Annotated in this window: 12 protein-coding genes; 6 read left to right on the forward strand and 6 right to left on the reverse strand. The window is 54.0% G+C overall.

Annotated elements, in window-relative coordinates:
* Nucleotides 1-23: 23 nt before the first annotated feature.
* The 6 genes from C6366_RS06070 to C6366_RS06095 all read right to left on the reverse strand — a co-directional run bounded on the left by C6366_RS06070 (nt 24) and on the right by C6366_RS06095 (nt 8,101).
* The gene (locus C6366_RS06070) at nt 24-1,721 is read right to left on the reverse strand and encodes a GspE/PulE family protein (RefSeq protein WP_107736450.1); all 1,698 of its coding nucleotides are present in this window, start codon (nt 1,719-1,721) and stop codon (nt 24-26) included.
* A gap of 11 nt (nt 1,722-1,732) precedes the next feature.
* Nucleotides 1,733-3,394 carry a secretin N-terminal domain-containing protein gene (locus tag C6366_RS06075; RefSeq protein ID WP_107736451.1) on the reverse strand — a complete coding sequence of 554 codons (1,662 nt, stop codon included), beginning with the start codon at nt 3,392-3,394 and terminating at the stop codon, nt 1,733-1,735.
* Nucleotides 3,391-3,897, reverse strand: a complete 507-nt coding sequence (locus C6366_RS06080; RefSeq protein WP_107736452.1) for a hypothetical protein — start codon at nt 3,895-3,897, stop codon at nt 3,391-3,393. Before C6366_RS06080 ends, C6366_RS06075 begins: the two co-directional genes overlap by 4 nt.
* Entirely contained in the window at nt 3,897-4,463 is a 567-nt protein-coding gene (locus tag C6366_RS06085) for a hypothetical protein (protein ID WP_107736453.1), read from the reverse strand. The genes C6366_RS06080 and C6366_RS06085 overlap by 1 nt, the downstream gene beginning before the upstream one ends.
* 10 nt (nt 4,464-4,473) lie before the next feature.
* On the reverse strand, nt 4,474-6,483 hold the full coding sequence (locus C6366_RS06090; protein ID WP_107736454.1) for a hypothetical protein: 2,010 nt from the start codon (nt 6,481-6,483) through the stop codon (nt 4,474-4,476).
* Nucleotides 6,484-6,679: 196 nt separating this feature from the next.
* Entirely contained in the window at nt 6,680-8,101 is a 1,422-nt protein-coding gene (locus tag C6366_RS06095) for an AAA family ATPase (protein ID WP_158269670.1), read from the reverse strand.
* A gap of 307 nt (nt 8,102-8,408) precedes the next feature.
* Between C6366_RS06095 and C6366_RS06100 the strand changes: the two genes are divergently transcribed.
* Genes C6366_RS06100 through C6366_RS06125 form a run of 6 tightly spaced genes read left to right on the forward strand, consistent with a single transcriptional unit; the run spans nt 8,409 to nt 13,774 of the window.
* Complete coding sequence (locus tag C6366_RS06100) at nt 8,409-9,029, forward strand: RNA polymerase sigma factor (RefSeq protein WP_146164787.1); 621 nt, start codon at nt 8,409-8,411, stop codon at nt 9,027-9,029.
* 42 nt (nt 9,030-9,071) lie between these two features.
* Nucleotides 9,072-9,701, forward strand: coding sequence for a hypothetical protein (locus C6366_RS06105; RefSeq protein ID WP_107736457.1), 630 nt, complete (start codon nt 9,072-9,074; stop codon nt 9,699-9,701).
* The gene (locus C6366_RS06110; RefSeq protein ID WP_255412085.1) at nt 9,691-10,203 is read left to right on the forward strand and encodes a prepilin-type N-terminal cleavage/methylation domain-containing protein; all 513 of its coding nucleotides are present in this window, start codon (nt 9,691-9,693) and stop codon (nt 10,201-10,203) included. The genes C6366_RS06105 and C6366_RS06110 overlap by 11 nt, the downstream gene beginning before the upstream one ends.
* 18 nt (nt 10,204-10,221) lie before the next feature.
* Nucleotides 10,222-10,668, forward strand: coding sequence for a type II secretion system protein (locus tag C6366_RS06115; RefSeq protein ID WP_107736459.1), 447 nt, complete (start codon nt 10,222-10,224; stop codon nt 10,666-10,668).
* A 17-nt stretch (nt 10,669-10,685) separates the two neighbouring features.
* Entirely contained in the window at nt 10,686-11,237 is a 552-nt protein-coding gene (locus C6366_RS06120) for a type II secretion system protein (RefSeq protein WP_107736460.1), read from the forward strand.
* A gap of 26 nt (nt 11,238-11,263) precedes the next feature.
* A complete protein-coding gene (locus C6366_RS06125; protein ID WP_107736461.1) occupies nt 11,264-13,774 on the forward strand; it encodes a hypothetical protein in 2,511 nt (836 codons plus the stop codon).
* Nucleotides 13,775-13,803 lie beyond the last annotated feature (29 nt).

Below are 13,803 nucleotides of genomic sequence, written 5' to 3' on the forward strand. Positions count from 1 at the left end.
AAACCGTTGAACCGTTGACCCCCTCAAACCATGACCGTACTCATGGCTTCCTCGGCGGTGGTCAGGCCCAGGCGGACCTTGTCCGCGGCACCTTGGCGCAGGGTGCGCAGTTTGCCTGCCTGGACCAGGTTCTTGGTGATCTGACGGGGAGATTCGCGTCTGAGGATCATGTCCTGGACATCATCGTCCACCAGCAAAACTTCGTAAATACCCACTCGTCCGGAATAGCCCTGCTGTCCGCACCGTGCGCAACCCGCGCCGCGGTAGAACGGACCAGGGTCCTGGTCAAGGCCCAAAGCTTTGAGCATGGGTTTAGGCGGGGCGTATTCCTCTTTGCATTTAGAACAAATCTTGCGCACTAGGCGTTGGGCCACGGCTACCAGCAGGGTTGAGGCCACCAGAAACGGTTGAACATCCATTTCCATGAGTCGGGTCACGGCCCCCGCGGCATCGTTGGTGTGCAGCGTGCTCAGCAGGCGGTGGCCGGTAAGCGCGGCCTGGACCGCGATGTTTGCGGTTTCGGCGTCGCGGATTTCGCCGACCATGACCACGTCGGGATCCTGACGGAGGATGGAGCGCAGACCTGAGGCAAAAGTCATCCCGGCCTTGCGGTTGAGCTGGGCCTGCCGGATTTTTTCCACCCGGAACTCCACGGGGTCTTCCAGGGTGATGATGTTGATGTCCGGCTGGTTGATCTTCTTCAGCAGGGCGTAGAGGGTGGTACTTTTTCCGCTGCCCGTGGGGCCGGTGGCCAGGAGCATGCCGTAGGGCTTGATCACCGCGGCTTCGATCTTGGCCTTGTCTTCCTCGGAAAAACCGAGGTCTTCCAGGGTCATCACCTCGCCGCTGCGATGCAGGAGGCGCAGGACCATGTTTTCACCGTGGATGGTGGGCAGGCTGGAAACCCGGACATGGATTTCCTGGTTGTCCATGTTGAAGGAAAAGCGGCCGTCCTGGGGAATCCGGGTCACGGAGATGTCCATCCCGGCCAGAATTTTCAGGCGTGAGGCCATGGCCGCGAAAAAAGCCCGGGGCGGGGCGGGCACTTCACGCAGTTTGCCGTCAACCCTATAGCGTAGGTGAACCGTAGATTTTTCGGGGCTGATGTGGATATCGCTGGCTCCGGAGCGGGCGGCCTGGCTCAGGATGGTGTTCACCAGTCGAATCACCGGGGCCTCTCCTGCCATGTCCTCCAGAGACGAGAGGGAAACCGACTCGTTTTCCTCTTCCTGGCTCCCGTACATCTCGTCGTCTTCCATCTTGCTGATGGAGTCGTCCACTTGAGAGCCGACGCCGTAGATGGAATAGATGAGTTCGGTCAGTTCCCGGTCGCTGCAGATGACCGGTTCCACCTCTAGGTTGGTCATGATCTCCAGGTCGTCCAAGGTGGTGATATCCAGGGGGTCGACCATGGCCACGGTGAGCAGGTTTCCGCGACGCCGCAGCGGAGCAACCTTGTTCATCCTGGCGAAATCCGTCGTGATCAGGGAGGCAAGTTGAACCTCGAAGGGATATTTGTTCGGATGATACTGCTCAATGTTCAACTGCTGGCTGATGACCTCGGTGATTTGCGATTCCCGGATGACTCCCTCGCGCACCAGATATTCGCCCAGCTTGACGTTGGCTTTTTTATGTTCGAGCAAAGCCTTTTTGAGGTTTTCCGTGGATAACAAGCCGGCTTCCACGAGCATGTCGCCAAGGCGTTTTACTTGTCTGGCCATGTATTCCGTCCTTACTCGGTCGTCATGGGCGCGGGCCGCGGGGAGGTGCTTTGGAGCAGGGAGAGGGGACGCTCCGGGAGGATGGTCGCGGTGATGAAGATCAGCACCTCCTCCATCCGTTGGCCCTGTAAATCCCTTCGGAACAACCCGCCCAGTCCAGGAATGTCCATCAACCCGGGTACGCCTTCCAGGCGGGATCTGGCATCTTCCTTGGTCAGGCCGGAGATGACCACGGTTTCTCCGCTGGCCGCCACCAGGGATGTCGCGGTCTCTTTTTTAATGATATAGGGATTTTCCATGACCCTTCGTGTGTCGTCCACCTCGTCCTTTTTCACGAGGATTCCCAGCCTGAGCTGATCCTTGTCAATGACGTTGGGCGTTATTTCCAGGCGGAGCACCGCGTCCTCGAACTGGACCGTCAGGTCTCCGTCCTTGTCCCTGGTCACGAAGGGCACCTTTTCTCCGTTCTCGGTGTAGGCCATCAGGTTGTCCAGGGTGGTGATGGACGGAGAGGAGAGGATGTTCAGCTTGCGATCCTGTTGCAGAGCCGTGAGCTGGGCCTCCAGATAATTTGCCCCGCCCATGACGAAGCCCAGGGCCAAGCCTGATGCGGTTTCCGCCAAATTGGCCGGAAAATTCCCGGCCATCCCTCCGCTGCCCTGGCCGATGTCGAACGTGGGGGCCGGGCCCTCGCCGGGAAAGCCACCGGCCGGCCGGCCAACGCCAGGCGCCACCATCCAGGGCTGGCCAGCGTTGAGTCCGGCACGCCGCCCACCCCATTGGATGCCGAGATCCCTGGCCGTGTCCTTGGTGGTTTCCACGATGTGCGCCTTGATATGCACCTGTGGGCGGGGTTGGTCCAGATGCTCAAGCAGTCTGACGACTTTGTTCGTATCTTTGTGCGTCGCATGGACGACCAGAGAATTTGTGTCCGGGTCAAAATTGATGGAGCCGCGGGGGGTGCCGTCTTCTTCCTTGGACAAAAAAGGCAGAAGTCGATCCCGGATGCCAACGCCAGCCTCGGCCGCCGACCCTCCGGCGGATTTTCCCTGACTCACGTTGCCTGTGATATACCGCAACCTGATGATGCTCGTGACCAGCGGGTCCCGTCGGCCCTTTTCCGCGGTCATGGCCTGGTGCTTACGGAGTTTTTCCATCAGTTCGATGTCGTTGTCGATGTCGGACCTGGAATAGACCTGGAGGACGTCGCCTTCCCAGAAATACGTCAATCCGTGACTGCGCAGCAGGCCTCGAAAGGCATTGTCCCAGGAAACGTTTTCGAATTTGAAACTGACCCCTTCCAGCTCGTGGACTCCTGGGGAAAGAACCATGTTGACGTTCGCCGAGCGCCCCAGCAACATGAGCATTTGCGCGACACTGGTGTTTTGCACCTGGAAGGTTCCAATGATGTTCGTGGGCAGAGGTCGTTCAGGTATGATTTCCTGTTCCTCGAGAATGGTGATCGGCTCCTCGTACACCTCTCGAATCACCTCCGGAGGTATCCTGGCCGGCGTATAGGCCAGGTACTCTTCTTCCTTTTCGAGCCATTTCTGGATGCGGTCGTCAAGGTGCTGGCCTTTGGGCGCGCAACCGTGCAGCAATAGGATACCGGCCAGAAAAAAATTCGCGGATACGAAGAGTATGCCCCGTGGAATCGTCGTGTGGGTGTTCATAGAAAACCATCCTCTAGGGGGTATGCCTGTCGCCAGTTCACTTCGCCCGAAGGCAATCGAAAAGCAATGACGACGGTTTTTGGGTATATCTCCAATACTTCAAAGCCTTGTTCCCGCATGCGTTCTCCGACCGTGTAGGTTCTCCCGTTGATCATGGCCAGCCGGTGCGTGTCCGTTTCGAGGTAGCCCTGGTATACGAATTCCGGCAAGGGATCGGGCACGCCGACCATGGCGGCCTTGTCCTTTGCGGATACGGGAGGGGGGCGGAAAAAAGGATTCTTGATCCAGGGGCGCAGGGCCGTTTGGATGACGGTTTCCTGTCCGGAAGTCAGTCGCCCTGTACGGGCCACCGTGGTGGTCGCGTCAATTTGCTCGGTTATCGCCGCCCTGTCCAGTTCCTCGACATCGGTATCCAGGATGCCTGCCGGTGCGAGCAGCGTGTAGGCCCCGTAGACGACCGCCAGGATCATGGCCAGAACCATGATTTTTTCGCGATTGGCCATCAGGTCGCCTCCTTCTCGGCTTCCAGCCGCACGTTTACCCGGATTCGGAATTCCTCCCGGTCTCCGCCGCCGATGACTTCCAGGCTTTCAAGGTTCAGCATCCAGGGCTGGGCGATCAAGCTCATCAGCAGATCCCGCAACCGCTGAAAATCGCCGGACAGCCTCATGTCCACGGACAGGCCGTCCTGGATGGACAGGGAAGATGGCCTGGGTGTGATGGACATCTTGTTCAGGCCGGATGCGTCCACCAATTCTTCCAGGGTTGGGACCGCCATTTCCGGAGTGTTCGGCGCGGGCAGGGTCCAGTGGTCCTCGTCCACATATTGATTGGCGACTCCGCGGAATTGAGAGGTCAGCAGGGCATGGGCCGGAGCCAGCATTTCCTGGCGTTCCACGGCGTTTCGACGTTCCTGGATTTCGCGTTCCAGCGAGGCGTTTTTTGAAAAGGCCGGAAAAAGGATGAGCAAGATAAAGGCGATGATCGCCCCCAGGCTGAGAAGTACTGGAAAGAGACACGCGGAGGTGAAGCGGAATGTGCCGGTGATGCGTTTGATCAGTTGTGACATGGAGATATCCTTAAACAGACGAATCCAGAAGCAGCACGACGCGTAGAACTTCACCGAGCCCGGGCCTTTGCTCGCGTTCCTGACTTTGCACTACGGGCATGGCGAACAAGCCGGCGCGGCGCAGGACGAACATGTATCCGGTCAGGGCGCTGTCCAGGTTGCCTGACGGATCCGTGACCAGGGCCTCCAGAATGATCTCAGCTTTTTTAGTGTCGTCGTCGCCGGTCCGGATTGCCGGGGACAGGCGCAGGTTGAGCAGGTGGATGGTGTCCGGTGTGACGCGAGAGATCTCTCCCAGCATGGCCACGGGGTGCATGCTGGCGCTCAAGGCCCCGAGCCTGGCATGCTCTTTTCCGATCCGCGTGGCCAGATCCATGAGCATGGCCTCGTCCACCTGGGGCTGGAACGCGGCCAGACGGGTGTCCAGTTGAGCAAGAGTATTTGATCTTTCATTGATGGAGGAGTGTTCCATGCCGTAGAATAGGCTCATGACCAACAAAGCGAGAATCGTCAGGCCGTAGATGCCCAGGTTGACGCGTTGTACGGATCGGGCTTCCTCGATCTGGTGAAATGTTTTCTGCAGATTCAGACAGTTGCTGGATGTGCAGAGGGCCAGGGCCAGGGAAAGATTCTGGCGGACGCGATCCATTTGCGTGGGCGGACTGGTCGGTCCCCACTTGGTGTGTTGATCCGGGTCGAGGGGATCGAGGGCAATGGCGGGCATGCCCAGAATGCCCCAGAATACTTCGCGGACGCGGACGTTCACGGAAAGATCCCCGGAGATCATCAGCAATTCCACGCGTTCCTGGTTCTGTTCACGCGTGTTGTAGGAAATGGTGCGCTCCACCTGTTTGGCCAGACGCTCACAGACTGGCGTGATCAGGTTGAAGATCTGGTCGTCCGAAAGGGATTCCCAGGGAATGGACGCGACATCCGAGCCGCTGGCCAGGGCTCGAATCAACATGTCCATGGCCTGGTCCATGCTGATGGTCTCGCCGGACTGTTCGGTCGTGGGGAGATCATCCCTCCTTTCCAGGGGCTGGACGTGAGCCAGCTTGGGTAATGAAGAGCCGTCGTCCTTTTCGTCGTCACCGGGCAGGGTCGCGGCGATTGCTTCAATTTCCGCGATCTCGGCGGCCTCGTCTTGAACTAGAAGACCCTGCTCGAAAAAATCCACCTCGGAATCCTCCCCGTGCTCGGAGGCGGCGAGCTGCCAATCTTCCAGGCGATTGCTGCACTGCCGGACCAGGGTTTCGGCCATGCTGGTCATACCGGTCTTGACCATTCGGCTCATGAGCAGGTTGCCCTCTGAAAAGATATCGATGCGCGACCAATCGCGTTCCACGTGCAACGTGGCGAAATGGGGCGAATCAACGGGAAGGAGCGGTTTACGAAACATGGTCTGCAGGGCCAGGGACGCGGTGGTCAAGCCGGCCAGAGGCAGCCCGGCCTCGATGAAGTAGGAGCGGGTCCGGTCAAGCTCGTCCCTGGGAACCAGGCAACAGATCACGCTGTACATCGAGGCCCCCTGCTGTGTGACCTGGCCCTGAACCTTGAAGTCCAGCAGGAATTCGTCGTCGTCAAAGGGGTTGTCCCGTTTTACGCGCCAGTAAACCAGGTCGTACAGCTCCCAGGGCGGGGCCTTGGGAACAAGAAGGCGCTGCAATTGAGCCCGAAACGAGAAGACATGGCTCCAAATCTGGAGATCGCCAATCCGCCCGCACAGAGATTTAACCTGGTCGCGCAGAAAAGCCGGGAAATCGGCGCTGCCGGGTTTGGCCTTTTCAGGATAGGGAATATCCCGAAAGCCAAGGATTTTTGGGGCGGACTCGCTGTCCGTGACCAGCATCAAGCGCAGCCCCCCCGGAGCGATGTCCACTCCGAGTCGTCGGCGTTTGGCTGACCAAGGGCCGGGAATCCTGAAGCCCGAAACCTTCCTTGTGGAGGAATGCGCGGCAGAGGATTTTTCTTTGCCTTTGGAGCGGATGATATGTAGCAGTTTTTCAGTGGCTTGGCTCATGGTAGATGATCATGCCTGTATTGTGGTTTTAAGGGGAAAGCCCTTTTCTTCTCCAGTGTTTGATCGGCCATTGAAAGAATATCTTTAGGTCGAATATTGCATGGTCCTTTTCTTAACGCCATCGGTTCGTGATACGAAATGGGCAAGATTGTTCTGGTCAACGATGTTTCGGAAATGTAGTGCAAAACACGATCCACTATTGCCAGACAAACCGATATAGTACTCCAGAAACTTCCACGACGGCCAAGTCTAAGCCTTCGTTTTCACGAACGATTTTCGCTTTTCGGATGGCCTTTGTCGATGTGTCGAAATGGTCAAGATAGACGATGTCCCAGGGTTGTCCCTTGTAGGCAACGTGAACCATACCGGCGGAAACATGACGCCGACGAACCGTGTCCAGGGTACGCGCGGCGTACTCCCTATCCTGAAACCCGCCGACCTGGATATAGAAGCGCGACCCGGGAAACTGGCGGCCCATTTCTGAGGAATTTTTTTCTCCGCTATTTGCGGCATGGCTTGGCGGTATGCTCGCGGGTTGAGTGGCCTGGTCGTTTGGAGAGCCGGATTTAATTTGATCGTGGTTCGTGTTGCCTGAAACAGGGGCGGTCTCGGTGGGAACGGGAAACTCTTGTGGAGGCGCATGGTTGATGGGTTCCCTGAATTCAGAGGACGGCCTGGGCTTTCCGACTTCCGATGTGTCGGGGTTGGATATGGGCGCAATGTACAGTTTTCCAGGGATAAGGAGCAGGGTGAGAATCAGTGAGGCCGAGGCAAGGAAAACCAAGCCAGGGTGCAGATCCTCGTCCCAGCCCAGGGGCCGGGCACAGGCCAGCACGACGCTGCGGCTCACCTTGGATTGGTTGTTGACGATCAGGGTCATCAGGGCCTTGTGCCCCAGGTGCATGATCTTCCGCGGATGCCCTTGTGACGCCCGGTGCATGGCCCAGTATGCCGGCCAGGTGAAAAGGGATCTGGAAATGCCGGCGAGGCTGAGTCGATGCCGGATCAATGCCCTGGTATCCCAGAAGCTCAAGGGAGTCAGACGGCAAAATTCGTTGATTCGGTCCCTGAAGTTGGGAACCTCGGCCAGAACGAGGTCGAATTCCTCCTGGGCGAAAATGATCACCTGCAGGAGCTTGGCGTCGTTGGTTTCGTAATTCAGCAGTTCCCTGATCACTTCCAGACAGGAGGGCACGAGCTTTTGCCCTTCATCGATTATCAGGACCAAAGCTCTTTCGTTTTCCAGGGCTTCCTGGAAAAGGTGGTCTTGGAGCGCTTCCATCATTTCTCGATGGGTGGCGCTCGGCGAAGGAGAGGTGCGCAAAAAACGGGTGTACAGGGTGACAAGCAGCTCTCTGGCAGTGGAAAACGTAGGGTCGAGAACAAGGTGGGGAGCAACGGTTTCATCCCTGGCCATGCGTTGGATCAGAGTGCGACACAACGTACTTTTGCCCGAGCCGATCTGACCCAGGCAGACGTTCAGGCCGCGGCGGAGCCGGATGGCGATTTCCAGCCGGTGCAGGCACTTGGAGTGGTTGCGGGATTTGAAGAAAAAGGCCGGGTCCGGAGAATTGGAGAACGGTTCTCTGGTCAGCCCCAGCAGTTCATAGTATTTCACGCAATCTTCCCTGGATGTGAGAGGTTGCTCCTTGTCGGTCAGTATGTCGAAAGGTGATCATGTAATAAAGCATTATGGCCGAACTACTCATGGTGAAAAAATCTCCTTTATCCAAGCCTTGCTTCTTAGGCAAGAAATATGCGAAGTATTTTTGGATAATGCATGCTGTGGTGAAGGTTAGCGATCGTATTTGATTTATATGCAATTTTGATGCAAATTTTTTTATCGCATTTTATGCACCAACGGCCACTCAGAGCAGGCCCGCAGGGCGGGGGGGCTTGGCCCTGTTAGACGAGGTGAGCCGTTTGTGAATCATTCAGCCGGATGCGACTATTCCTTTCGTTCGGCGCGATCAGCCGATTTGTCCGGCGGGGCATGGAGCATGGACGACGAACAGACGCGTGAGTGCGTCCGGGGAGCTTTGAGGGGCGACAGGCAAGCCTTTGGGGACCTGGTCGGGGCCTGTCAAACGCCGGTTTACAACCTGGCTTTACGGATGACCGGATCGCCTGAGGATGCCGCGGATCTGACCCAGGAGGCCTTTGTCCGGGCTTGGTTGAACCTGGAAAAATATGATCTCCGGCATTCGTTCCGCACTTGGCTGTACACCCTGGCCCTGAACGTGATCCGCAATCACCTCAAGAAAGCCGGTCGGGCCGGGGTCATTATGCCCCTCGATCCGGAGCGGCATCCCGCGGATGAAACGCCGGGGGCCGACCCGGTCCGGGCTCTGGCCGCGAAACAGGCCGGTCTGGATGTCCTGGCCAGGCTGCGCCATTTGCCCCTGGAGCAAAGCGAAGCCCTGTTGCTGCGCTTCTTCCAGGACGTGTCATTTAAGGATATGGCCGAGATTTTGAATGTGAGCGAGAGCGCGGCCAAGATGCGGGTCAGGCGGGGGTTGGAGGCGTTGCGAAGGGGAGAAGGGTGATCGTCCTTGTGACTTTTTCATTTCTCGTGTTGTATACTGAGTATGATCACAAACGCTGACGATGATCCAATTGTTGTCAAAAACCTGACCCGAGCCCTGCGTGAGCTGCCCTCGGTGGAGCCGCCCGGCGATTTGCGCGGTCGCATCCTGGGTTCCCTGCCTCGGCGCAGGGGGGGGTGGGGTCGTCTGGAATACACACTCAAGCGTGACCTGTTCCCCCATTCTCCCTCCGGAAAGACTTCTTTTTTCCTGCCCTCAACACCACCCGAGTTCGGCTTGGCCCTGCTCAGCGCCGGGGTCTTCCACTTCGCGCTGGGCTTGGCCGTTATCTTCGGTGCGCCGACAAGCTTCCTTGGCATCCTGTCCGTAGATTCGCTTTTTGGTATCGTTCCCGCTTTAATCGGTTCGTCCTTGTTGTGCGTGGGCGGCTTGGCGCAAGTCAGGTCTCCTTATGCCGTCGTTCTGCAGCGGGCCAGACTCGCGGTGGCTTTTTCCCTGTTCCTTCTGGCCGCGCTCATCGGCTTCCACGCTGGTGCTCAGAGCGGCATAAGCATTGTCGCGGGGGTGATGGGTTTGTCCGGACTGGTCGTAACGACGGTCGGATTCTGTTATTCCAACCACTCAAGAACTACTTTGGAGATATGTCGTGAGAAAGCCCCCTGTGTCGCCTAATCGTTTTTGTGTTCGAGGATTTACCATGTTGGAACTTGTTGTCGTTTTGATTCTTCTCGGTGTTCTTTCCGCTGTGGCAATTGCCAGAGTGGACAGGGGGAGCGCAAATGCAACGGCTTGGAGCGATACCATCAAGGCGCATCTTCGTTACGCGCAGATGAGGGCCATGAATTTTGGTCCTCTTTATGAAAATCATCATGTTTGGGGCGTAAACTTTCCAACAACATCAACTTATTATATTTTTCATTGCACCACGGCTAGTTCCTGCAACCCGGCAACAAATCAAGTGCTTGCGCCCGGTTCAGAGTCAATTGTTATTGATATGAGTGGCGATGGCGTCAATGTAAATGCAGCCGGGATTGTCGCTTTTGACAGGTTTGGTCGTCCGTCCAGCGATGCGACGCTATCTACTGAACTGACTTCAGATATAGGAATAACAGTTAGCTACGGTAGTGATTCGAAAGGTGTTACAATTGTTCGAGAATCTGGGCTTATACAATAGGTCGTTTTGGGGAAAATTATGTATAATTGTAATAAAAATGAAGGCTTTACACTCATCGAATGCATTGTGTTCCTTGTTTTGCTTGGTATCTTTGGAGCGTATTTGGTAACGTATATCGGCTCGACGACGCAGAGTAGCGTCATTCCTGTTCAATGGCTTGAAAGCGAAAATGCTTTGCAGGACAGGATGGAGAAGTTAGTCGCTGAATATCGAAGAATCGTTACTGAAACAGATGATGCCAAGGTAACGACCCATGCCGACTTGGAAGCCTTGAAAGATTTTGCTTTAACCGAATACACATCCTATGTGTATTCCGCGGAGACAGGTTATATTACTTTTGATGTCAATGGGATTTCCGGTCCCTGGCCGCCTGATTCCAACATCCAGTCCCAGGAACCCGTCTTAGTCGTTACTCTGCAACACGGGGACCAAAAAGTCTCTTCACTTTTCATGGCATCTGAGTGACATTGGGAGTTGACGATATGCATGGCAATAATAGTGGGTTCACCCTGGTCGAGATTATCGCTACCCTGGTAATACTCGGCGTTATTGGTAGCATGGCCGGATTCGGCCTGGCAGCGGGAACCAGGGCGTATGTTTTCTCCAAGGAAAATGTAGAAATGGCTCAAAGAGCGCAGTTTGCCTTGAATAGAATTCGCTTGGAGATGCTTCACATGGACAGCATCGTTTCCGTTGCCCCTAATTCAATTGAGTACACGAACATAACCAGGGCGCCTGGAGTGCAGTACAGAATTGAAAGAAACGCGAACCAGCTTTTTATCTCCGTTGGTGGTAATAATTTTCTTCTTTTGGACAATCTTGGGACATATACATCCGATCCATTATTTAGATATAGAGACAACCAAGATGACCCTTGGTCTGCTGTTGACCCATTTTTTGAGCTAAATCACATTGAGGTTTTGATTATCTTGTCCAGAGTGGATCAAGAGCAAGATTTTGAATTCAGGACGTCAATCAATCCGAGAAACAATGGTGCGCGTAACGCTCCTAAACCAATCAGGCATGACCAATAATATTTTTTAGCCATGCATGGAGAGCCATGATGAAAAAAAACTTGGGAATAATGACTCTTTTTACGAAAAAAATATCGCGAATGTTTTTTTTAAGAAAAAAGAACGAATCGGACGGCGGAGTTATATTAGGGTTGATTTTTGGTTTTGTCGTTTTCGGTGGACTTATCGCCGCAGTTTACACGATGACATCGTCAAGCATGATGCAGACGGTCTCCACGAACAACAGTCTGAATGCATATTATATGGCCGAGTCAGGTTTCAGAATCGCCTCCGGCTATTATCTGAATACCGGCGATGTGTCGAACTCCGGAATGATTGACGACGATAAGGCCGAGATTCTCGAATCTTACCTCAATGGGATGACGTTTACCATCGGAGATAAAGGAAGTGTCACTCTAGATGTTTATCCGTACTGGCTCATGTCGACAGGTGGGAACAGTGCCAAGTTCCCGGGGAAGGTGCCTCCTGGCTTTACATTGCCTGCTGCTGGCAAGTTATTGTGTGTTGGAGGCGAGTTTGATGATCGCGTTTATATTGATTACACAGGTGGTAGTTTTTCCGGTGGAGTTTTTACGTACACATCCTCCGTTTCATGTGACGATAGATTTAGCATGTATGTAACACTAAATCCTTTAAGCTCACAGTCTTTTTCCCATGGCGAGAGTCTTACCATGGCATTGAACACTTTTCCTCCTGAAGCTGTAATGCGACACAATGGGATGATACAAGTTGGTGAAGACGAGAGTAATCTGTTTACATACGAACGAGCAGTCGAAGGGAACAGTATAACGCTTGAGGGAATTAGAAGGATCAGTGACCCTAAGAATGAGGACGGCTGGACTGAAACCGTTGATACCTCTCATAATATTATCTTCAAGAGGGCATTGATTCTTGAATCGCGAGGCCAATCAGGCGCGGAAGAGCGGATGTTGCGTTTTTTTACTCCAATTCAGGACAGCAAGCCAATACCAGGTTCTATTGAGTTTGTGCCGGAAACCACGGAACAGCTTGAAGAAATGTTTGAAGGAGACGGGATGTCGTTGTATAGTGTGAGAAGTCTGTTGTCTGCCGGTGGCGGCTCGGATTTATATGCTATTATTGAAAGAATCAGTGATGTAACTTCAGGGTCGTCATCCGGGCAGAATGATTTCAAGCATGCCACGTTCTGGTTCAAGGACCGGCATCTTGTTGATCATTACTGGAGGCTTGGAGGCGGCAGGCTTTCATATGACGTGCAGGCCAAACCGTCCACGGGAAACAGACTTCTGAATGGCGCGCTTGGCTTATCATTTAGAGCATATCATACAAATCCGGAAAGCAACTTTCCTGATCACTACTATGGTGTTTCCTTTATGCGTTATTCAATGGATACTCTTTACTTTCAACATGGAAATCTTGATATCGAACCTGGAGATACTATAGAGGCTTGGACATGCGCTAACCCAAGTTCCGGGGCTAATAACACTACATGTAACATATGGGGAGTGAAAAGAGGGAGTGCAATTGTCCAGGGGATGCCTTATTTGACATCCGGCTCGTTCAGTTCTGGAAATGCTCGCGGTTCGATTCGATTGACAAACATTACGCACCATACAGGTAGTTCAGCTTTTTGGGGTCATAGCTCAACACCCGCCTGGCTGCGCACGCCGGATGGCGACTTTATTGCACGAGCACTTAACAGGAGTGACGCGTTTGTTCCGGCTGTAGATAATGACTGGATTCCTGACAAGATTAAGCCGAAACCAACGGACTTTGCTTCTGGTCATCCATTTCACGATGATCGGTATAGTATTGGGGATCTTTTGATCGTCCTGTGGGAGAGAAGGGGCAACATCTGGCAGTGGCTGGCATTCAAGGACATCAGTTACGATGTATACACTCGTGGTATGCAGGACTGGAACCAGAGTGGTGCCCCTCCATATGGGAGCTGTACCAGTAATTGTCAAGGCTATGATGGCCCAATCGTCAACGACAAAGCCAGTTTGTTGTTGAAGGTTAGGGAAAAGAGAACGGTGATTGGTGGTACTCCGGAGAAGTATAATGAGGTGAATGTGTTTTATGGCGATGCGTCCTCTCGGTGGGTAACACGTACGCCAAACAACATACCTTACGATGTAATGGGAAATAGGCAGAGATATCTTCCTAAGTCGTATTCCGGTTCTCCTTACCCGTTTTGGCCACCTGAAAGAATGGCATTCTGGACAATGGCAACTGATTATCTGTCGCATATCCAGAGAGTACCTGGAGCGCCAAATGACGGCCCTCATCCTTATCAATGGGACTCGGAAAAGCCTGGCGTTTCCCAACTCGTATTTGATATATTAAATGATGGATCCGTCCAGACCTCTTCGATTTCATCCTTTGATCCTGCCTTAAGCCCTACATATCGTCAACACGAGGTTGGAATGCATGGTTTTGGGGATATCTGGAATACGTCTGGAGATTATCGTGTTGTAGGATTTGCGGATTTCGCGCTCAAGTTTGTTTTTGAAGACGCAAAACTGTATGGTGGATTTCTGGAGGCGTTTGTTCAGTAATTTTTTTTTGAATGTTAACTCAATCATAC

Source organism: Desulfonatronum sp. SC1 (genome assembly GCF_003046795.1).
GTDB lineage: Bacteria > Desulfobacterota > Desulfovibrionia > Desulfovibrionales > Desulfonatronaceae > Desulfonatronum.